General features: G+C 35.6%; 16 protein-coding genes, 1 pseudogene and 1 riboswitch. Of the genes and pseudogenes, 2 read left to right on the top strand and 15 right to left on the bottom strand.

Annotation, left to right across the window (positions count from 1 at the left end; translation table 11 throughout):
- Nucleotides 1-85 precede the first annotated feature (85 nt).
- The 15 genes and pseudogenes from cysM to ACFFU9_RS08165 all read right to left on the bottom strand — a co-directional run bounded on the left by cysM (nucleotide 86) and on the right by ACFFU9_RS08165 (nucleotide 18,662).
- Nucleotides 86-976 carry a cysteine synthase CysM gene (cysM, locus tag ACFFU9_RS08235; RefSeq protein WP_379860925.1) on the bottom strand — a complete coding sequence of 297 codons (891 nt, stop codon included), beginning with the start codon at nucleotides 974-976 and terminating at the stop codon, nucleotides 86-88.
- Nucleotides 963-1,703, bottom strand: a complete 741-nt coding sequence (epsC, locus tag ACFFU9_RS08230) for a serine O-acetyltransferase EpsC (RefSeq protein ID WP_379860924.1) — start codon at nucleotides 1,701-1,703, stop codon at nucleotides 963-965. Before epsC ends, cysM begins: the two co-directional genes overlap by 14 nt.
- A 179-nt stretch (nucleotides 1,704-1,882) precedes the next feature.
- Nucleotides 1,883-2,935 (bottom strand): NAD(P)/FAD-dependent oxidoreductase, encoded by a 1,053-nt coding sequence (locus ACFFU9_RS08225; RefSeq protein WP_379860923.1) that lies wholly within the window; start codon nucleotides 2,933-2,935, stop codon nucleotides 1,883-1,885.
- A gap of 64 nt (nucleotides 2,936-2,999) precedes the next feature.
- On the bottom strand, nucleotides 3,000-3,599 hold the full coding sequence (locus ACFFU9_RS08220; RefSeq protein WP_379860922.1) for a precorrin-2 dehydrogenase/sirohydrochlorin ferrochelatase family protein: 600 nt from the start codon (nucleotides 3,597-3,599) through the stop codon (nucleotides 3,000-3,002).
- A gap of 3 nt (nucleotides 3,600-3,602) precedes the next feature.
- Nucleotides 3,603-4,364, bottom strand: a complete 762-nt coding sequence (cobA, locus tag ACFFU9_RS08215) for a uroporphyrinogen-III C-methyltransferase (RefSeq protein WP_379860921.1) — start codon at nucleotides 4,362-4,364, stop codon at nucleotides 3,603-3,605.
- Nucleotides 4,357-6,450 carry a ferredoxin-like domain-containing protein gene (locus ACFFU9_RS08210; protein WP_379860920.1) on the bottom strand — a complete coding sequence of 698 codons (2,094 nt, stop codon included), beginning with the start codon at nucleotides 6,448-6,450 and terminating at the stop codon, nucleotides 4,357-4,359. Before ACFFU9_RS08210 ends, cobA begins: the two co-directional genes overlap by 8 nt.
- Before the next feature lie 183 nt (nucleotides 6,451-6,633).
- Entirely contained in the window at nucleotides 6,634-7,881 is a 1,248-nt protein-coding gene (locus ACFFU9_RS08205; protein WP_379860919.1) for a sulfate adenylyltransferase subunit 1, read from the bottom strand.
- Nucleotides 7,882-7,959: 78 nt separating this feature from the next.
- Nucleotides 7,960-8,874 (bottom strand): annotated as a pseudogene (cysD, locus tag ACFFU9_RS08200) (sulfate adenylyltransferase subunit CysD); the annotation flags it as partial.
- Between the two features lie 115 nt (nucleotides 8,875-8,989).
- Nucleotides 8,990-9,610 (bottom strand): phosphoadenosine phosphosulfate reductase domain-containing protein, encoded by a 621-nt coding sequence (locus ACFFU9_RS08195; RefSeq protein WP_379860918.1) that lies wholly within the window; start codon nucleotides 9,608-9,610, stop codon nucleotides 8,990-8,992.
- Nucleotides 9,611-9,628: 18 nt separating this feature from the next.
- On the bottom strand, nucleotides 9,629-9,874 hold the full coding sequence (locus tag ACFFU9_RS08190; protein ID WP_379860917.1) for a DUF2061 domain-containing protein: 246 nt from the start codon (nucleotides 9,872-9,874) through the stop codon (nucleotides 9,629-9,631).
- Between the two features lie 194 nt (nucleotides 9,875-10,068).
- A complete protein-coding gene (locus ACFFU9_RS08185) occupies nucleotides 10,069-10,482 on the bottom strand; it encodes an RrF2 family transcriptional regulator (RefSeq protein WP_379860916.1) in 414 nt (137 codons plus the stop codon).
- 254 nt (nucleotides 10,483-10,736) lie between these two features.
- The gene (locus tag ACFFU9_RS08180) at nucleotides 10,737-11,912 is read right to left on the bottom strand and encodes a trans-sulfuration enzyme family protein (RefSeq protein WP_379860915.1); all 1,176 of its coding nucleotides are present in this window, start codon (nucleotides 11,910-11,912) and stop codon (nucleotides 10,737-10,739) included.
- A 93-nt stretch (nucleotides 11,913-12,005) separates the two neighbouring features.
- Nucleotides 12,006-15,401 (bottom strand): bifunctional aspartate kinase/homoserine dehydrogenase I, encoded by a 3,396-nt coding sequence (thrA, locus tag ACFFU9_RS08175; RefSeq protein WP_379860914.1) that lies wholly within the window; start codon nucleotides 15,399-15,401, stop codon nucleotides 12,006-12,008.
- 66 nt (nucleotides 15,402-15,467) lie between these two features.
- Nucleotides 15,468-16,742: an O-acetylhomoserine aminocarboxypropyltransferase/cysteine synthase family protein gene (locus tag ACFFU9_RS08170; RefSeq protein ID WP_379860913.1), complete on the bottom strand. Its 1,275-nt coding sequence runs from the start codon at nucleotides 16,740-16,742 to the stop codon at nucleotides 15,468-15,470.
- A gap of 187 nt (nucleotides 16,743-16,929) precedes the next feature.
- A riboswitch (SAM riboswitch) is annotated at nucleotides 16,930-17,032 on the bottom strand.
- 79 nt (nucleotides 17,033-17,111) lie between these two features.
- Nucleotides 17,112-18,662, bottom strand: coding sequence for a hypothetical protein (locus ACFFU9_RS08165; RefSeq protein ID WP_379860912.1), 1,551 nt, complete (start codon nucleotides 18,660-18,662; stop codon nucleotides 17,112-17,114).
- A 148-nt stretch (nucleotides 18,663-18,810) separates the two neighbouring features.
- Between ACFFU9_RS08165 and ACFFU9_RS08160 the strand changes: the two genes are divergently transcribed.
- Entirely contained in the window at nucleotides 18,811-19,989 is a 1,179-nt protein-coding gene (locus ACFFU9_RS08160; RefSeq protein ID WP_379860911.1) for a 2-isopropylmalate synthase, read from the top strand.
- A 17-nt stretch (nucleotides 19,990-20,006) separates the two neighbouring features.
- The gene (gene leuB / locus ACFFU9_RS08155) at nucleotides 20,007-21,125 is read left to right on the top strand and encodes a 3-isopropylmalate dehydrogenase (RefSeq protein ID WP_379860910.1); all 1,119 of its coding nucleotides are present in this window, start codon (nucleotides 20,007-20,009) and stop codon (nucleotides 21,123-21,125) included.
- Nucleotides 21,126-21,297: the final 172 nt, after the last annotated feature.

Genomic DNA, 21,297 nt, shown 5'->3' with positions numbered 1-21,297 from the left:
ACTAACACTATCCAAATAGCGTTTGATTGGGCAAAAGTACCAACTATATTCTTGTTATCACAATAAATCACAAAAATTGTATTATTTACTCGAATAACGTCGAAGACAAATACCGATCGCCCCTATCGCAAATAATAGCCACAATAACTCCTTTATCAATGGTTTCTGCTATTTGCAATGCACAGTAGACAGAACCTCCACTGCTCATCCCTGCAAACACACCTTCTTCTTTTGCTAAACGCTTTGTAGTTTCTCTAGCGTCCTCTTCGCTAACATCTACCAACACATCCACTTTGCTTTTATCGAAAAATTTAGGCACATATTCTGGAGACCATTTTCTTATCCCAGGAATTTTAGCCCCTTCTGCGGGTTCCGCGCCAACTATCGTGATATTTTTATTTTTTTCTTTAAGATAATTGGAAACTCCAATAATGGTGCCCGTTGTACCCATGGCCGATACAAAGTGGGTAATTTCGCCTTCGGTATCGTTCCAAATCTCTGGACCAGTCGTTTTATAATGCGCTTTCCAATTATCTGCATTTTCAAATTGATTTAAAAGCACATAGCCTTTTTCATCACGAAGTTTAAAAGCTAAGTCTCTAGAGCCTTCTATGCCTATATCGGCAGAAGTTAAAATTACCTCCGCACCATAAGCCCGCATGGTTTTAACCCGTTCTATAGTAGAGTTTTCAGGCATAATCAATACAATATTCACTCCTAATAAAGGGGCTATAAATGCCAATGCAATACCAGTATTTCCACTAGTCGCCTCTACAAGAGTGCCACCCTTTTTAATGTCGCCTCGTTTTAAAGCCTCATTAATCATATTAAAAGCAGCGCGATCTTTAACGCTTCCGCCCGGATTGTCTCCTTCCAGCTTAAGAAAGAGCCTTACTCCTTTTTTAGAAATAAGATGAGATGCCTCTACCATAGGCGTATGCCCTATGCAATCTAATATACTTTTAGCGTATGCCATTTTTTTTAGGTCTAATTTTTATTTCAGTTTGATAGGTTACCAAAGAGTTCTCTGGAACAGATTGAGTAATCCACACGTTTGCACCAATAATACTATTGGCACCAATAACAATATCACCACCCAAAATGGTAGCGTTTGCATATATCGTCACATTTTCATCTATGGTGGGATGTCTTTTTACACAAGCTAAATCCTTGCTAATTTGGATCCCTCCAAGTGTAACCCCTTGATAGATTTTTACATGATCTTTAATAATGGCCGATTCACCAATAACAATTCCTGTTCCATGATCAATATAAAAAGACTCTCCAATAGTAGCCCCTGGATGAATATCGATCCCCGTAATACCATGAATATACTCGCTCATCATTCTTGGTAAAATGTGTACTTTTAATTTATAAAGAGCGTGACTCAACCTATAAATAGATATCGCATGAAAGCCAGGATATGCTAGATAAATTTCCTCTAAGCAGTGAGAGGCGGGGTCATTATTTTCAAAAGCCACAGCATCTAAATCTAGTTTCCGCCTTATTTCAGGAAATTGCGCTTTAAAATCCGTCCATATATGTGCAGCATTCTCTATAGATAATTTAGAAGAAATTTTTAAAAATGTATCTTCTAAATATGCTTCATGTTCTATTTTCTGTTGTTCATCAAAAAGGGCATAAAACAATCTTTTAGTAAACGTTTTAACGGTATCTTTTAAGCAAACATTATAACTTTTCATTCGATATTGTCTTCATACGGGTTGTTATAACCTCAATTTTTAATTTGATTTTTATTTGAATTTATAAAAATAGAATTAATAATGTTTGAATCTTAATTTTTCTATCAAAAATTGAATCCCGCAAGACTTATTGTTCTTGCAGGATATCTCAATCTTATTATAGTGTTTTGGGCTAAAACTTACTTAATAGCCTGAACTACTGCTTTTGGCGCTTCTTTTCGGCTTCCATCAAAACCATCAATTCCGCTAACCGTTGTGTATTTTAACACATATTTTTTTCCTGGATTGAGGATTCTATAAGCTGCTTGACACATTAAAGTAGCTTCATGGAACCCACAGAGGATTAGTTTTAATTTTTCAGGATAAATATTCACATCCCCAATGGCAAAAACACCAGGAATATTGGTTTGATAATTAAGTGAGTTATCAACCTTTATAGCATTTTTTTCAATTTCTAATCCCCAATCGCCTATAGGGCCTAACTTAGGAGATAAACCGAATAATGGAATAAAATGATCTGTTTCCAATAGAATTTCTTCACCTTCCTTGGTTACGGTAAGCGCTTCAACCTTACCGTCTCCATGAATAGCAGTTACCTCTGCAGGTGTAATTAAATTGATTTTTCCTAAAAGTTTTAATTCCCCTACTTTTTCAACTGAATCCAATGCGCCTCTAAACTCATGTCTTCTATGAATTAAAGTAACTTCTGAGGCTATATCTGCTAAAAAAATACTCCAATCTAATGCAGAGTCTCCTCCACCTGAGATTACAACCTTTTTACCTCTATAAAACTCTGGATCTTTTATAAAGTATTCAACCCCATTATCTTCGTAATCGGCTATCCCATCGATAGTGGGCTTTCTAGGCTCAAAAGACCCTAGTCCTCCAGCAATAGCCACTACAGGCGCATGATGCTGTGTTCCTTTATTGGTTGTTACTATAAACGACCCATCTTCTTGCTTTTCAAGAGTCTCAGCACGTTCTCCTAATGTAAAGCCCGGTTCAAATTGCTTGCCTTGTTCTAATAAATTTCTGGTTAAATCTCCTGCTAAAATTTCAGGAAACCCAGGAATATCGTAAATCGGTTTTTTCGGATAGATTTCAGAACATTGTCCTCCAGGTTGTGGCAATGCATCGATCAAGTGACACTTTAGTTTTAACAATCCTGCTTCAAAAACCGTAAATAATCCAGTAGGTCCTGCTCCTATTATGAGTATGTCTGTTTTTATCATTATCTTCTTTTTTTCTCCAGTGTTCTTTTATATTGCTTTTCAAAAAACACGTATCATATTAATTTTATTTATTATTGTTTTTAAAGTGAGATGGTTCAATTAATCCTTTTGTGAATTCATTGAGTGTTTCTACCTTGTGCTCAAAATCCCCTTTTATGGTTTTTCTGTATTCATTCAAATTTTTAACTAAATCGTCCACATTTTCAGGAATTACATCCTCAAAAAACTGTCGTAAACGTTTAGCCGTTGTAGGCGATTTACCGTTTGTTGAAATAGCTACTTTAACGTTTCCTTTTGTGACGATACCGCCCATGTAAAAATCACAGTATGGAGGGTTATCGGCTACATTTACTAAAATACTGCGCTTCCTACAATGCTTATACACTTTTACGTTTACTTCTGGAACATCAGTCGTAGCAATAACAATATGCTTTCCTTCAAGATATTTCTTTTTATATTTCTTTTGTACAAGCTTAACCTTACCTTTTTTAGACAAGGCCACTGTAGCTTCTCGAAACATAGGCGACACCATAGTTACACGAGCATCTGGACTGGACTTTAAAAGGAACGTTAGTTTTTCTTCTGCCACATGCCCCCCCCCTACAATTAGTATATTTAATTGTTCGGTTTTTAAAAATATAGGGTATAAATTATTCCTTTCCACAATTTAATCTTTTAAAATAACAGCTCTATAAATAGAATCTAAACCGACACGTGCTTCTACAACGTCACCAATAACGATAATCGCAGGCGAGGCCAATTGCTTTTCGGCAACAATCTGCTGGATAGTACTTATGGTTCCTATCCCTAAATTTTCATCTTCCCGAGTACCATTTTGAATAATCGCTATTGCGGTATCCTGTTTGTTCTCAGCACAAAAAATAGCTACAATTTCGTCCAATTTATGCATTCCCATTAAAATAACAACAGTTGCGGTTGATTTTGCCGCTAAAGCCACATCATGAGACAATTGGTGTGACTTAGTAGTTGCTGTTACTACCCAAAAACTTTCGGAAACACCTCGCTTTGTTAATGGTATACCTTGATAGGCTGGTACTGCAATAGCCGATGAAATTCCTGGAACCACATAGGTTTCTAATCCAAAAGACCTAACATAGTCTATCTCTTCTGCACCACGTCCAAAAATAAAAGGGTCTCCTCCTTTTAAACGAACCACATGGCCTTTTTCCTGGGCTTTAGCAACAATAAGCGCATTAATTTGGTCTTGCTGATACGTATAACACCCTATGCGTTTCCCCACGAAAATAAGTTCTGTATCTTTTCGGGCATACGCCAACAACTCTTCGTTTATAAGCGCATCGTACAAGATCACATTTGCAGACTCAATAGCTTTGATTGCCTTAAGGGTTATCAATTCCACATCCCCCGGACCTGCGCCAACAACCGTTAATTTAGGTGTTTTACGCATTTTTAAGTTCTAGATTTCTATAAGCTTCTACCTTCTTTAAAAACACTTTAGTATCTTCTAAATATTTTTCAGCAAAAGCTTCTGTAGGTTCATTTTTATTAATTTGAAGCACAAAATCTTCAAATGAGCTCTCTAAAATAATTTTCTCTGTACCCACATAATTTTCATCAAAATCTTTTATGATGCCAATATGTGTATTTGTTTTAAAATTATCTGCAATTAATAATGCCTTAGCAGAATTAACGATAGACGAATAAGAATAGTAAATACTTACAGGCCATTTCTTTTCTTCAAATGCTTCTTGGGCATTTTCTATTTTCTCTTCACTTTCTAAAAACAAGGTTGCGATTAAATCGATGATAACTCCAGCACATTCTCCAACACCTATAGCTTTCTCATAATTTTCTGTAGATCCCCAATCGATATAATCCTCTTGAGTCAGGTTTTCAATATCAGCCAAAGGTTTTAAGAAATCGTAAAAATAAGTTTGCCCCTTTTCTTCATAATACTCGGCGTATGTTTTTCCCGCACCATTGGTATCATAATCATCAAAAATTAATCGCAAAGCCTCTGGACCTCTTTTACTTGGTATTTTGATAACCTTATCGGAATAACGTCCATTTCCATTTCCAAAATTCCCACCGCCTAACAATACTTGTAAAGCTGGTGCTACCATTTTGTTTTTGGTTCTAATGGACATCCCTTGAAAACCAATACTAGACATATTATGCTGTCCGCAAGCATTCATACACCCACTAATTTTTATTTCAACATCAGGGTTGCTTACGTACTGTGGGTATTCTTCTTCAATAATACGTTCCAGCTCGGCAGCAATTCCTGTACTACTCGCTATTCCTAAATTACAGGTATCTGTTCCTGGGCACGCCGTAATATCTGCAGTACTGTTATACCCTGCCAAAGCAAAACCTAATTTATTCAACTCATTGTAGAATAAAGGAAGCAACTCCTCTTTCACGAAAGGAATCAATATGTTTTGACGCAAGGTCATACGCATTTCTCCAGCGGCATATTTTTCTACTAAATCTGCCAATGCTCTCGCTTCTTTCGTGTAAAAATCCCCTAATTTCACACGGATACCAATGGCTACATAGCCCTCTTGTTTTTGAGGAACAAGGTTTGTGGATTTCCAATATTCAAAAGCCTCTTGATCTTCTATTACAACATTTGGAATGTTGGATACCGTTGCTGGTATTGTTTTAGGATAAGCATCGGCATCAATAGGATAACTTGTAAAGGGTAAAGCCCGTTTTTCTTCATCTAACAATTCCTTAAACTTCTCCATTCCTATATTTTGAAGTAAGAATTTCAGTCTAGCCTTGTTTCTGTTTTTACGTTCGCCATAACGATCAAAAACACGCACCACATTTTCCATTAATGGAACGATTTTATCGGCAGGTAAAAACTCAAATAAATCTTCTGCATGGTAAGGCTGTGCTCCTAAACCACCTCCTAACAACACTTTAAAACCTCTTACGCCATTTTCGATTTTTGCAATAAAACCTAAATCGTGTAAATACGAGAGCCCGGTGTCTTTATCACTTGCAGAAAAGGATACTTTAAATTTTCTTCCCATCTCTTGGTTAGGTGGGTTTCTTAAAAAATAATCAAATATCGCATGGGCATAAGGCGACACATCAAAGGGTTCGTTTACATCTATCCCTGCAGTTTCACTAGCCGTTACATTACGCACGGTGTTTCCGCAGGCCTCCCGTATGGTTACAGCATCTTTCTCAAGCTCACTCCATAATTCTGGTGTACGTGCTATATCCACAAAATGTATTTGAATATCTTGACGCGTAGTGATGTGCAATCTTCCTGTTGAATACTCATCAGACACTTCGCAGATTCGACGTAATTCTAAAGAACTCATCTTTCCATAAGGCCGTTTAATCCGGATCATTTGTACTCCCGGTTGGCGTTGACCATAAATGCCGCGTGCTAATCGCACACTTCTAAATTTATCGTCTGTTATTTTACCTTCTTTAAATAGGTGAATTTTTGCACCTAAATCAATAATGTCTTTTTCTACAATTGGATTTTCTATTTCTGTTCTAAAACTTCTCATGAGCCTCATCCGCCCTCCCCATTCTTTCTGTATATCATAACAGACTCGGAAAGGATTTTTAATGGATAATTTTTTTAATTAATATTTTATTTTATGATTTCAGCTTAAACATTTATTACTAATAAATTAATAAAACCATATTAAAAGCCTACTAATATCTTTTATTGGATAACAGCTATATTCTTATTGGATAAAGCCTGCACCAACTGTATTGTTATTCTGGGTATCTATTAAAATAAAGGAACCATTTGTTCTATGGTCTTTAAATTGATCATAAAAAATAGGCTTATTCAATTTAAAAGTAACAGATGCAATATCATTTACGTTTAACCCTGTAACATCCTTTTCAAGACCAGAATAATCAGGATTGATTTTATGATTTATTTTATCAACCTTCGCCAATACTTTGTTAACACCATGTTGTACAACATATTTAGCACCAACAGTTAATTGGTTTGAGTCCATCCAACACACATTTGCTGTAAATTGCTTTTCAATAGAAGGTAAATCTCCTTCTTTCACAATCATATCGCCACGGCTTACATTAATATCGTTCTCTAAAGTAATGGTTACAGAAGATCGTCTAGACGCCGTTTCATATTTTTGATCATAAACATAAATTTCCTTAATTTTAGAACGTGTTTTAGATGGTAATACAATAATATTATCGCCAACACTTAATTCGCCACCGTATACTTTTCCTGCATAACCTCTAAAATCATGAAAGTCTTCGGTTTTTGGACGAATAACATATTGCACAGGGAAACGAGGTGTGCCAACATTATAAATGTCTTTTTTATCCAACTGCTCTAAATGCTCGAGTAAAGCATCTCCCTTGTACCAAGGCATGCTTTCAGATTTATTTACAACATTATCCCCTTTTAGAGCACTTACTGGAATAAAAGTGATTTTTTGATCTTGATAGTCTCTTTTGCTCATCAATTCAGAAAAATCGGCTTTAATTTTATTGTAAACCTCTTCGGAATAGTCTACTAAATCCATTTTATTAATAGCCACCACCACATCTTTAATTCTTAACAGATTATTGATAAAAAAATGGCGGTTGGTTTGTTCGATTACGCCTTTTCTTGCATCTATTAAAATAATAGATGCTTGTGATGTTGAAGCACCTGTTACCATGTTTCTTGTATATTCCACATGGCCAGGAGTATCTGCAATAATGTAACTTTTCTTTTTTGTGGAAAAATAAATATGCGCGACATCAATGGTGATACCTTGTTCTCTTTCTGCAACCAAACCATCGGTGGCTAAAGAAAAATCTAAGTAATCGTACCCCCGTTGCTTACTTGTTTTTTGTATCGCTTCTAATTTATCGGTTGTTAATGACTTTGTATCAAATAAAATACGTCCTATCAACGTACTCTTCCCATCATCTACACTTCCTGCTGTTGCAATTTTTAATACTTCCATTTTTATTCTAATGTTGGCCAAGGCCTAATTTGTATTTATTTTAAAAAGATTACCGTTTACACGGAAAAAACTGGTATTTTAGAAATAGCCTTGTTGCTTACGTTTTTCCATAGCTGCCTCAGAACGCTTATCATCTATACGCGCGCCACGTTCTGATATAGTGGACTCCCTAATTTCTGCTACCACCTTATTAATAGTTGTGGCATCCGACAAGACGGCAGCGGTACAGCTCATATCGCCCACTGTTCTAAAACGCACCAACTCTTCTATCACCTCTTCATTATCATCTCTGTAAACCACATCATCTTCTGCAGACCAAATCATACCATCTCTTAAAAACACTTTACGTTTGTGTGCGAAATAAATAGAAGGGATTTCAATATTTTCTCTTTCTATATAAGACCAAACATCTAGCTCTGTCCAATTTGAAATTGGGAAAACCCGCACGTTTTGTCCATGTTCAATTTGTCCGTTCAGCATATCAAACAACTCTGGTCGTTGATTTTTTTCATCCCATTGCCCAAAATCATCTCGAACGGAGAAAATACGTTCTTTAGCTCTAGCTTTTTCCTCATCGCGTCGTGCGCCACCAATACAGGCATCAAACTTAAACTCCTCAATAGCATCCAATAGCGTAGTGGTTTGCAACATATTTCTACTTGCATAACGTCCAGACTCTTCTTTTACCTTTCCCTCGTCAATAGAATCTTGTACATGCCGTACAATCAACTCCAATCCTAATTCTTTAACCAAACGGTCTCTAAACTCAATAGTTTCGGGAAAGTTGTGTCCTGTATCAATATGCATTAAAGGAAATGGGACTTTCGCAGGATAGAATGCTTTTACGGCCAACCTTACCAAAGTAATAGAATCTTTTCCTCCCGAAAACAGCAACACTGGTTTTTCAAATTGTGCTGCCACCTCTCTCATGATATAAATCGCTTCGTTTTCTAGTGAATTTATGTTTGATGTGTCTTTTTTCATGGTTTTATTTTTACCCTTATCTCGATAGCTCGAGGCTCTAGGAAAGCACTCTTAATCGGTTCGAATAAGAGCTTTGTTATTGTTGTTTTATATTAATAGTCAATATCACTTCGTCTGCAAACGCTTACGCATGCAGCCCACACTCTCGGTTTTCTAATGCCTTTGTAGGGTCAAAATACTTAAACTCATTAGTCAACTTATATTTTTCTATATAAGTATCTAAATCGGCATCAGACCAGTAGTAAAAAGGGCTTACCTTTAACACCCCATCTTTGCTCACGCTAAAAATACCTATACTGTCCCTAAAAGCGGTTTGCCCTTGACGTAAGTTTGTAAACCATACTTTTGGTTTGTGCGCTTCCATCGCTCTTCTAAAAGGCTCTAACTTAACCTGTTCTGTAAACAAAGCATGCTCTGGAGCATCTACAGAAGGAATACCTAACACCACATCTCTATGTGAAGATGTTTGTTTAGGAACGTACAAAAAGATATTCAAATTCAAATCTTTAATAACCTGTTCTGCATGTTTGTACGTTTGCGGTGTATTATATCCTGTATCACACCAAATTACAGGTACTTTAGCATTTATAGCTGTTACTGCATGCAAAATAGCTGCTTCATAAGGCCTGAAATTTGTAGTAACTACGGCATCGTGACTAAGTTCTAAAGCTTTTTTTACGATATCAGCAGGTGCTGCTTTTTCAAACTCCTTATTTAATACATCTATTTTTTCTTGTGAAATCATGTCTCTTATTTATATAAATTATCGGCCCCACTTTATGGTGTTCCAAATACGCTCATGAAAAAAGTACAACAACATTTTTGTAACCAACTCTATAGACCCTATAGAAAACGCTAAATCCAGTTGCCCTGTAACCAACCACGAAATCAAAATAGTATCTATGGTTCCTATTGTTCTCCAACTTAACGATTTAACGATACTTCTAACAGGCTTTTCTGAATTACTATCAACGCTGTATGATGTTTTATCTTTATCTTTTATTAACATTTGCCCAATCATTTTTACTGACTTTATATTAACCCTATCGAATTAGTAGGGATTGCAAATCTAGAGCTTTTTATGAGAACACAAATAACTTTCTCCCTTTTTTTAGTTTAAAACCCCCATTTTTCAATAAAACGCATAAAAAAGGGAAAATATTATAAAGATTTTTAAATGCTTTTAATGAATTTTACGAATATCTAATTATTAGCTAAATCTTCTAAGGTATTGTTTTTAAGAACTTTTAATGTACTATCACGCACTTGTATCATAAGCTTATTAACGCTACATGTAAATTCATCGACACAGTCGTCGCACTTTTCATAAAAATTCAAGCTCACACAAGGCACCATAGCGATAGGACCTTCCAAGACACGTAACACATCGGCCATTAAAATCTGATTAGGCTCTTTAAGTAGATAGTACCCCCCATGTTTCCCTTTTTTAGAGCCTAAAAAACCCGACTTTCTAAGCGTAAGCAAAATACTCTCTAAAAATTTATGTGGTATAAGCTCGTTTTTAGAAATTTCACTTATTTGAACAGGGCTTTCTTTACTTGCTCTCGCTATATAAGTAAGTGCTTTTAGTCCGTATTTTGTTTTTTTGGATATCATGCAACAAAGATAAGTATTTTAACAAAGGTTGCTCATATCATAAATAATTTAACTCAAAAACCAATTGAGATACCTGTCGTTACATAATGTAAAATTCATGCGTTTACTTTCTCCTAAATTTATTTAAAACCTTTAGCTATTTTCAATTCTATTTGCATGCTCTAAAATCGTTATTTAGGGAGAAGTTTTCTCATAAAATATAATCACCCCTTATAGTTCCATCCTTAAGTATTAAAACAAACTTCAGGATTATATTAGTAATGCCCTAGTGCCTGTTCCAAATCTGCTATAACATCATCTACATGCTCCAAGCCCACAGAAACCCTTACTAATCCATCTAAAATACCCGTTTCCATTCTATCTGCTTCCGATAACTTACTATGTGTGGTAGAAGCTGGATGGGTAACAATGGTTCGCGTATCACCAAGATTTGCCGATAAAGAGCACATTTTAATAGCATCTAAAAATTTACGCCCCGCTTCTATACCGCCCTTTATTTCGAAAGCCACGATATTTCCACCCGCTTTCATTTGTTTTCTTGCAATATCATATTGGGGATGCGACTTTAAAAAAGGATACTTTACAGCATTCACTTTGGAGTGTATTTCTAAAAACGCAGCTACTTTTAAAGCGTTTTCACAATGCCTATCCACTCTAACAGCTAGAGTTTCAAGGCTTTTAGATAACACCCATGCATTAAAAGGCGATAAAGCTGGCCCTGTATTTCTTGAAAACAAATAGATTTCTCTAATCAAATCGGCACGACCTACAGCAACACCTCCTAAAACACGACCCTGTCCATCCATTAATTTGGTGGCGCTATGGATAACCAAATCTGCTCCAAATTTTATAGGCTGCTGCAAATAAGGTGTTGCAAAACAGTTATCAATTACTAAAAGAAGGTTATGCTTTTTTGCGATAGCCCCAAGCATTTCTAGATCTAAAACATCTACGGCTGGATTGGTTGGCGATTCAGCATAAATAATTTTAGTATTCGGTTGAATTAAAGCTTCGATTTTATCAACATCATTAACCTTAAAATATGTGGTAGTAATGTTCCACTTGGGTAGGTATTTCGTAAACAAGCTATGTGTCGATCCAAATATAGAGGCACAAGACACAATGTGGTCGCCACTGCTTAACAAAGCTCCAAAAGTTGAGAATACAGCAGACATCCCTGTAGCAAATGCAAAACCAGCTTCTGCTCCTTCCATCTTACATACTTTATCAATAAACTCTGTAGTGTTAGGATTTGTAAATCTACCATAAATATTACGCACCTTCTCTTCTGCAAAAGATGCCCGCATATCTTCGGCATCTTCAAACACAAAACTTGAGGTTAAATATAGGGGCGTAGAATGTTCTAAATATTGGCTGCGTTCAGACTGGGTTCGAACGGCTTCGGTTTCAAATTGTTTTTCTTTACTCATATTCTTGTTTTATAAGTCTTATTCTTTTAGACCTAAAATTCGACAATTTCCTTCCCAGTATACATCTGGGAGTCTAGGGAATTATAAAATGAATTAATATATATGCTTCGACATTCTTAAAATATCTCCAAAAACGCCACGTGCCGTTACTTCTGCTCCTGCTCCTGCGCCTTGAATTACAATAGGTTGTTCTCCATATGATTCTGTAAAAATCTCAAATATGGCATCCGAACCTTTTATATGGCCTAAAGTACTATCTTCTGGAATAGACACTAATTTCACTTCTAAACGGCCTTTCTCCTTAGACAAATCGCCAGATAAATCACCGATATATCGCAACACATGTCCTGGTTTCTGATTTTCTTTGATTTTTTGATACTCCTCATCTAAAACATGAAGTTGTTTTAAAAAGTCGGATACAGGAATATCTTGATAAGCTTCTGGAATTAGGTTTTGAACGGAAACATCTTCAAATTCGTTCAACAAATCCAGCTCTCTGGCTAAAATCAATAATTTTCTCGCCACATCATTTCCCGAAAAATCCTCTCTAGGATCAGGCTCTGTAAAGCCTTTATCAATAGTTTCCTGAATAATTTCACTAAATAATTTATCCTGAACTGAAAAGTTATTGAATAAATAACTTAAAGTTCCTGAAAACACACCCCGAATTCTGGTAATATTTTCACCCGATTCATGCAAAAGCTTAATAGTATCAATTAAAGGCAGCCCTGCTCCAACAGTGGTTTCGTACAAATACTCTTTGTTGTGTTGCTTTAAATGGACTCTTAAGTCTGAATAAAACTTATGCGAAATGGTGTTTGCTATTTTATTTGAAGAGACCAAATCAAACCCTGCTTCAATTAAGGGAACATAATTTTTATAGAACTGTGAACTTGCCGTATTATCTACCGCTATCAAATTTTCTAAATGATGCGTTTTGGCATAATCCATAATGTCTTGGATTGTAAAATTATGGGATGCTTCACCAATAGCTTCTTTCCAGTTCGTGTCTACACCTTTTTTGTTTAAAAGCACTTGCTTCGAATTTGCGATTGCAAATACGTTTAGGTTAATGCCTTTACGTTTTTCTATATCATCCCTAGATTTTAAAATCTGATTGATTAGCGCAGCACCTACACCTCCATGACCAAAAATAGCAATGTTTATTTTTTTTGAAATTCCAAATATTTCCCCATGGATAACGTTAACGGCTTTATGCAACTGGTTTTTTTTAACCACCAAGCTCACGTTTTTACCAGTTACCGTATTGTTAAACAACAAAGGGGTTATCTGGTTTCTAATAAGGGCATTAAAAGGCCTATGGAACGAGCTTAGCTCAATACCGATAATAGAGATAACCGATACATCATCCACAACACCAATTTTATTAACATCTTGGGAGTAAAAGTCATTTTCAAACTCACGCTCTAAAGCGACAACGGCCTGTGTAGCTTGATCGGCATTTATAATTAAACCAATACCTCTTTCTGATGACCCTTGGGAAATGATGCTTACACTTATATTTTTATGTGCCAATGCTCCAAATATACGAGCATCTACCCCACTTTTGCCTAATAACCCACGGCCTTCTAAATTTAATAAGGCCACATTATCTAAAACAGATAATGAGGTTACTTCTTTAGCGTTTGGGTTGGCGGTAATTAAAGTGCCTTCATCATCTGCATTGAACGTGTTTAAAATACGAAGGCTTATGTTTTTCTCAACTAAAGGAATAATAGTTTTAGCATGTAAAATGGTAGTTCCAAAATTCGCCAATTCATTCGCCTCGCTAAACGAAAGCTCTCTAATTTTTTTAGCATCAGGCACTAAGTCTGGATTAGCGGTATAGATACCATTTACATGTGTGTAATTTTGCAATTCATCTGCGTCCAGGTAGTTCGCTAATAATGCAGCTGTATAATTACTACCATTCCTACCCAATGTAGTGGTTTCATTTTTTAAATTTGAAGCGATAAAACCCGTAACTATATTTACCGTATTTCGATGCTCTTTAAAATACTTTTTGATATTATCTTGCGATAATTGCAAAATAGGCTGTGCATTACCAAACACGTCGTCGGTTTTAATCAATTGCCTAGCGTCAATGGCTTGAGATTCTATTTTACGGTCGTTAAGTAATTGTGCCACCAATTTGGCAGACAATAACTCCCCTTGTGCTAAAACCTCATCTTTGGTTTTTTTACTATAATCGCCTAACAAATTTACACCTTCAAAAAGTTTATCCAACCTAGAATACTCTAAAGAAAAGTCTATATTTTTTGAAGGTTCCGATTGATACGCTTTAAAAGCCTCTAGTTTTATTTTATAAGACTCACTTTTTACTGCTTTATCCAATATAGCCTCCAACTCATCGGTAGCTTTTCCTCTTGCAGAAACCACTACAGCAATACGCTCACCATCCTTAACTTTCTTTTCTATTATAGAAATCACTTTATCCAAGCCTTCGCCATTTGCCAAAGATTTTCCACCAAATTTCAATATCTTCATTTTTCTCTTTTTAGAGTCTGGTCTAAAAACACCCTCTATAATTTTTTCAAGTTGTTCGTATTCCATTAAAAAAGCATCATGTCCATGCACCGAATGGATTTCATTATACGTTACATTAGGCCGTGTTAAAGCCAATTGTTTATGCGTTTGTTTATTTTCTTCTGCTGTAAAAAACAAATCAGAATCCACACCCACGATATGAATATTTGCCTTTATGTTCTCTAAAATAAATTCGCCTTCCCTATTTTTTGTTACATCAATGGTTTTTAAAAGTTGGTTCATCAACTTATAAGCCGACAACTGAAACCGTTCTTGTAATTTTTTCCCATGGTGCAATAACCAGCTTTCAACATTAAAAATCTCGGAATTATCGTTTTTAGAACGCTGAAACCGTTCTTTAAACGACTCTGGCGTGCGATAGCACAACATGGCATGCATTCGAGCATCATGCACAGGGTTTTTAGAATTCATTAAAAAAGCTTCCTGAATCTGGCAATTGGCTATCAGCCAATCTGTAGATTTCCAATCGGTAGCCACGGGTATTAAATGCTCTGTGATTTCGGGACTTAAAACGGCCATTTCCCAAGCGATACCCCCACCTAAAGACCCTCCTACCAAAGCAAAAACCTTGTTAATACTTAATTTCTCTAACCCGATTAAAAATAATTTGGCAATATCTCTAGCGATAAAATCTTTATAATTTTCAATCACGAATCCATCAAAACCATTACCGGGAATATTAAAGGCCAAAATGGTGTACATATTGGTGTCGATAACTTTTTCTTTTCCAACTAGGTCTGTCCACCAACCATCTTCACCTGCAACATTACTATTACCGGTTAAAGCATGGTTTACCAATACTATAGGGGCAGTTCCTAAAGGCTTACCAAAGGTTTGATAACTTAATTTTATTTCAGAAATAAGCGCTTTACTTTCGGTGGTAAAGTCTTTAATGACAATATGATGTATAGGATGTTCCAATGATGATAAAAATCTTTTAAAAGGCCTACACAGCTTTTGATGCCATGTAGGCCTAAAATGTATAAATTATATTTTGCTAAACGCAGCTTTTAAGTCTGCTTTTAAATCGTCGATATCTTCAAGACCTACAGATAGCCTAATTAAATCGCTTGAAACCCCTGCGGCTTCTTGTTGCGCTTCGTTTAATTGCTGATGCGTTGTACTCGCTGGGTGAATAATTAACGATTTAGTATCGCCAATATTTGCTAACAATGAAAACAACTGCGTATTATCTGAAATTGTTTTTGCGGCATCAAATCCACCTTTAGCCCCAAAAGTAATCAATCCACTTTGTCCTTTAGGTAAATACTTATCAGCTAAAGCTTTATATTTACTGCTTTCTAATCCTGGATAATTCACCCATTCCACTTCATCCTGTGCTTCTAACCATTTGGCTAACTCTAAAGCATTTGCACTATGCTGTTTTATTCTAACTGGTAATGTTTCTAAACCTTGAATAATTTGAAATGCATTAAACGGACTTAACGCTCCTCCAAAATCTCTTAAACCTTCCAGAACTAACTTAAAGGTATAGGCCGCGGCCCCTAAAGCCTCGCTGTACACCAAACCATGATAACCGGCAGAAGGCTCTGTAAATTCTGGAAATTTTCCATTAGTCCAATCAAATGTTCCAGCATCAATTATGGCGCCACCTAAAGAGTTTCCTTGTCCGCCAATATATTTGGTTAAAGAATGGATAACAATATCTGCCCCATGTTCAATAGGTTTTAACAATACTGAAGTGGCTACAGTATTATCCACTATAAATGGAACTCCTGCTGCTTTAGCATGAACTGAAATCGCTTTCAAGTCCAATACATCTAATTTTGGATTCCCTAAAGACTCCACAAAGAAAGCTCTAGTATTGTCTTGAACTGCTGCCGCAAAACTCTCAGGGTTATCGGCATCAACAAATGTTGTGGTAATTCCTAGTCTTGGTAAAGTTACATTTAACAAGTTAAACGTGCCCCCATAAAGACTGCTAGAAGCTACGATATGATCGCCCGATTTCAACAAGGTTAACAAGCCTGTTGAAATAGCAGCGCCACCCGAAGCAAAAACAACAGCACCAATACCGCCTTCAACAGCCGCTAAACGGTCTTGTAGGATTTGATTGGTAGGATTGTTTAAACGGGTGTATATAAATCCTAATTCTTTTAATGAAAAAAGATTTGCAGCGTGATCTGTATCGTTAAAAACATATGATGTTGTTTGATAAATGGGTACGGCTCTAGTTCCTCCGTTTGCTTTTACATCATGTCCCGCATGCAATGCGTTTGTTTCAAGTTTAAATGTGCTCATTTTTCTATTTTTTTTAAGTTAATAAATAAGATTCCCGCTTTCGCTAGAATAAAAATTTCAAAGGAGACAGAAAAGCACAGCTTTCCTGAGTTTCTTTGCGAACTAAAAGCCAAAATATGCTATAAATAGCGTACTTAATAGAAAAATGTTATAAAGATTTCACAAAACTACAGAAAATAATTTTGTTTGGTTATCTATCCTTTCGGGGTAGAATGTAGCACCTTCCCCGAGTGTTCGGGAGGTTGCTAAGGCTTCAAAGGGTCTAATCCCTCCACCTTTCTTGATAACATTTCAATACGTTATTGAACTTTTTGTGAATACAAATATTCAGTCAGAAAAAGTTAAAAACCAAATTATTTTAAATAAAAATTATTTTTTTTGAAATTTTTCTTCAAATTTCTCTCTAATTATAAGTCCTATTGGCTTATTTTCTATTTTGGATTCTAGCCACGAAATAATATCCAAATATAAGAAAGCTCGGCTTTGGTATGGGTCTTTTTCATATTCTTTTAATTTTTCATGAAGTTTTATAAAGGCTGCTTTAACTTCATGTGGGTATATATCGCCCAGACCTCTTAAAAACTTAATCATCTCTTTTTGTACCTCGTACAGGTCTTCCATTTTGATTAAAAACTTATAAGTGCTTTTTATAAGCACTTCTAAATTATAATCTATTCCTGCCTCATAATGTGCCACAAGATTTAGTACTCTCGAAAAACACAAAAGATCTTCGCGCATTTGCAAGGATTTATTACTGATTATTTTTTCTAAAAATTGAATACACTTTTTATTTTCGCCTGCACCAAAATACATACTGGCAATTTTATAATAAAACACCATAACATGATGCTCATCAATCCGGTCTTGATATTTTTTTAGTTTTCCCAAAACCTCATCAATCATAGGTAACCCTTCATGAAAACGACCTTCAATAAAATGTAAATTGAACTTATTATTATAAACGTACAGAAACCTTAACCCTTCAATATTATCATCGATAGGAAACCAAGACTCTTTCGTAACAGTTTCCAGATCCAGAAGTGCTTCTTTAAACCTTCCATGATGATTTAAATAAAATAAAGATTCCAATAAGTAATGATTGCCTCGTAAAAAGAAAACAGGGTTTAACACAATCATATCTTTATTTTCATAAAAAAGAGACACCCACTTTGACGCATATTTGTAGCAGGACAAAAAATCTTGAGTTAAAAAACTATACCATAAGTAAGCATTGTAAAGCCATAATTTCTCTCTAAAATTTAAAGCATTGATATCATATTTGGGTAGCCTATCATTAAAATACTCTCTAATACGCTTAGTTTCTCTTTTGTTTTTAACATAGCCTGTTTTTAAAAAAAGCCCATAAAGTTGAAGGGACAAATTGGACAGTTTACTCGTTAGCACGTTTTGTAAGCTCAAATTCTTTGCCTGTATTGTCAGTTCGTCTGCACGATTGCTCAAACTTCTAGTTATATACTGAGATTCAATCACCTTTTCAAGCTCCACAATTTCTGAAGCAATATTTTTTTCTTCATTAACAATAGCAAGGCTCTTTGCTTTATCAAGAATTTTCAAGCTTTGCTTATACAGGCCTTTATGATATAAAATAGTGGCAAAATCCAATTGCTCCCGTATTTGAATTCTAATATTTTGATGTGAAGGATTTAACCTAAGACTTATTAAAATTTGTTTATACAAATGCGCTTTAAGATTGGATAATTGTTGTTTTTTAACAATCCCTTTTTTCAGGATTGCAGCTTCATCATAAACCGAAAGTTTATCCAGAATATTAAAAAGCATTAAAAATTTAGAATCCTCATTTACCCCCAATCTGCCTACATAAAGTTTAAATTGTCGTTTTTCAGATTTGGATAACGATTTCACCAATACAAACAAGTTATCTTTTTGCTCCTTTGTCATAATACGAATAACAGACTTAACTATTTGAATTATAGATGTTTATACACAATATAAAGGGGTTAAGCATCGTAAAAGTAGACCGATGTATTCCCTATTTAGGAAACCAAATTATACATTCGTAGCACAATAAGAAAATATATTTTAATAAATGTCTGATAACATCGTACAAATTTTTGACACTACCCTTCGAGATGGCGAGCAAGTGCCTGGCTGTAAGCTAAATACAGAACAGAAACTAATCATTGCAGAACAACTCGATCTTTTAGGTGTGGACATCATTGAAGCAGGGTTTCCTGTTTCCAGCCCAGGCGATTTTAAATCGGTAGAAGCTATTTCTAAAATTGTTAAAAATGCTTCGGTATGTGGCCTTACAAGATCTGTTGAAAATGATATAAAAGTAGCTGCAGAAGCTCTTAGGTATGCAAAAAAACCAAGAATCCATACAGGAATAGGAACCTCCGATTCGCATATAAAGTTTAAGTTCAACTCTACTCAGGATGCAATTTTAGAACGTGCCGTTAAGGCTGTTGCTTATGCCAAAACCTTTGTAGAAGATGTCGAGTTTTATGCTGAAGATGCTGGTAGAACGGATAATGAGTATTTAGCACGTATTTGCGAAGCCGTAATTAAAGCTGGTGCAACCGTTCTTAACATTCCAGATACCACAGGATATTGCTTACCAAGTGAATATGGTGCGAAAATAAAATATCTTAAAGAAAATGTAAAGGGGATCCATAAAGCCGTTTTATCTTGCCATTGCCACAATGATTTAGGCTTAGCCACTGCGAACTCTATAGAAGGCGTTATTAATGGTGCCAGACAAATAGAATGTACTATTAATGGCATTGGTGAACGTGCAGGAAATACGGCATTAGAAGAAGTGGTGATGATTTTAAAACAACACCCTTACTTAAATTTAGACACCAATATCAATACCACAATGCTATACGGCATTAGCCAGTTAGTATCTGATAATATGGGGATTTACACACAGCCAAATAAGGCGATTGTGGGTGCAAATGCCTTTGCTCATAGTTCGGGGATCCATCAGGATGGTGTAATAAAAAATCGTGAAACCTATGAAATTATTGACCCTAAAGATGTAGGCGTAACAGAGTCTGCTATCGTCCTTACTGCAAGAAGCGGTAGAGCCGCATTGGCATACAGGGCAAAAATTATAGGATATGAATTAACCAAACTTCAATTGGACGAAGTGTATGTTGATTTTTTAAATTATGCCGATAGAAAGAAAGAGGTTCTAGATGATGATATCCATCAAATTATTGAATTAAGTGCTGTTTACAAAGAAATAAACTCATCTTTATAAAAAAGTTTTCAAATAAAATGAAGCTACATATTGCTGTTTTACCCGGTGATGGCATTGGCCCTGAAGTAATTGCTCAAGCTGTAAAAACCTTGAAGGCTATTGCTACAGAATACAATCACGTGTTCACTTTTGAATACGGTTTGGTGGGCGCTGCTGCCATTAAAAAAACAGGAAGTGCTTTACCTGAAGAAACTTTAGAGCTTTGTAAAAAAGCAGATACCGTGTTATTTGGCGCTATTGGCTCCCCGCAATATGATAAAGACCCAGATGCTAAGATAAGACCCGAACAAGGTCTTTTAGGCCTGCGTAAAGCGTTAGATTTGCACACCAACATAAGACCTATAATAGCCTACGAAGACTTATCCAACAAATCGCCTCTGCGAAAAAAATGGATTAAAGACGTTAATTTATGTTTTTATAGAGAATTAACGGGTGGAATTTATTTTGGAGAAAAAACATGGAGCAACGATGGCAACACAGCTTCCGATACCTGCACTTATACGCGTAACCAAATAGAACGTGTAGCGCATAGCGCTTTTAAAGCTGCAAAATCGAGAAGGAACAAGCTAACCCTTGTTGATAAAGCCAATGTACTAGCAAGCTCAAAGCTTTGGCGTAAAGTGGTAATGGAAATGGCCTTACAGTACCCTGAGGTTGATGTAAATTATTTATATGTTGATCAAGCGGCCATGCAGCTTATTATTAACCCAAAACAGTTCGATATCATTTTGATTGAAAATATGTTTGGTGATATCATTTCTGAAGAAGCCAGCGTTATTGTAGGTTCGATAGGTTTATTAGCGTCTGCATCGCTAGGTGATAAGTATTCTATGTTTGAACCCATTCACGGAGCCTATTTTAAAGCTACGGATAAAGGGATTGCCAATCCTATTGCTGCCATTTTATCTGCTGCCATGCTGTTAGAACATTTCGACTTACATGAAGAAGCTGCATTAACCAGAAGAGCCGTTGACAAATCGTTACAATTACATATTACAACACCCGATTTAAATACTAAATATGATAATATTTCAACGAGCAAAGTAGGAGATTTTATTGAAGATTTTATAAGTAATCCAGAAGAGACCAACTTAAATTTCACCAATATACATTTAGGACAATCCACTATAATTTAAAAATTCGGTTTGGTAAATAAAACTACCATTATAGAATCTCAAAAAGAGTCCTTTTACAGGGACTCTTTTGGGTCAACGCAAAAAGTTGTGGAGTAACTAAAAAAGAAAGAACTTTGGAGCAAAAATTTCTATGTCCTCTGATTCACTTTTATCTATTGCCAATTTATTACTT

The sequence above is a fragment of the Mariniflexile ostreae genome (assembly GCF_042427585.1).
Classification (GTDB): Bacteria; Bacteroidota; Bacteroidia; order Flavobacteriales; family Flavobacteriaceae; genus Pseudalgibacter; species Pseudalgibacter ostreae.
Note: the sequence above shows the minus strand (reverse complement) of the source record. Positions and strands in the feature narration are given on the sequence as shown.

What these genes read in the sequence shown, in the direction of transcription:
- ACFFU9_RS08210 (WP_379860920.1), bottom strand. Translation starts at nt 6,450, where the DNA reads ATGAGAAGTTTTAGAACAGAAATAGAAAATCCAATTGTAGAAAAAGAC.
- ACFFU9_RS08205 (WP_379860919.1), bottom strand. Translation starts at nt 7,881, where the DNA reads ATGGAAGTATTAAAAATTGCAACAGCAGGAAGTGTAGATGATGGGAAG.
- ACFFU9_RS08225 (WP_379860923.1), bottom strand. Translation starts at nt 2,935, where the DNA reads ATGATAAAAACAGACATACTCATAATAGGAGCAGGACCTACTGGATTA.
- ACFFU9_RS08190 (WP_379860917.1), bottom strand. Translation starts at nt 9,874, where the DNA reads ATGTTAATAAAAGATAAAGATAAAACATCATACAGCGTTGATAGTAAT.
- epsC (WP_379860924.1), bottom strand. Translation starts at nt 1,703, where the DNA reads ATGAAAAGTTATAATGTTTGCTTAAAAGATACCGTTAAAACGTTTACT.
- cysM (WP_379860925.1), bottom strand. Translation starts at nt 976, where the DNA reads ATGGCATACGCTAAAAGTATATTAGATTGCATAGGGCATACGCCTATG.
- ACFFU9_RS08195 (WP_379860918.1), bottom strand. Translation starts at nt 9,610, where the DNA reads ATGATTTCACAAGAAAAAATAGATGTATTAAATAAGGAGTTTGAAAAA.
- ACFFU9_RS08170 (WP_379860913.1), bottom strand. Translation starts at nt 16,742, where the DNA reads ATGAGCACATTTAAACTTGAAACAAACGCATTGCATGCGGGACATGAT.
- ACFFU9_RS08180 (WP_379860915.1), bottom strand. Translation starts at nt 11,912, where the DNA reads ATGAGTAAAGAAAAACAATTTGAAACCGAAGCCGTTCGAACCCAGTCT.
- leuB (WP_379860910.1), top strand. Translation starts at nt 20,007, where the DNA reads ATGAAGCTACATATTGCTGTTTTACCCGGTGATGGCATTGGCCCTGAA.
- cobA (WP_379860921.1), bottom strand. Translation starts at nt 4,364, where the DNA reads ATGCGTAAAACACCTAAATTAACGGTTGTTGGCGCAGGTCCGGGGGAT.
- ACFFU9_RS08160 (WP_379860911.1), top strand. Translation starts at nt 18,811, where the DNA reads ATGTCTGATAACATCGTACAAATTTTTGACACTACCCTTCGAGATGGC.
- ACFFU9_RS08165 (WP_379860912.1), bottom strand. Translation starts at nt 18,662, where the DNA reads ATGACAAAGGAGCAAAAAGATAACTTGTTTGTATTGGTGAAATCGTTA.
- ACFFU9_RS08185 (WP_379860916.1), bottom strand. Translation starts at nt 10,482, where the DNA reads ATGATATCCAAAAAAACAAAATACGGACTAAAAGCACTTACTTATATA.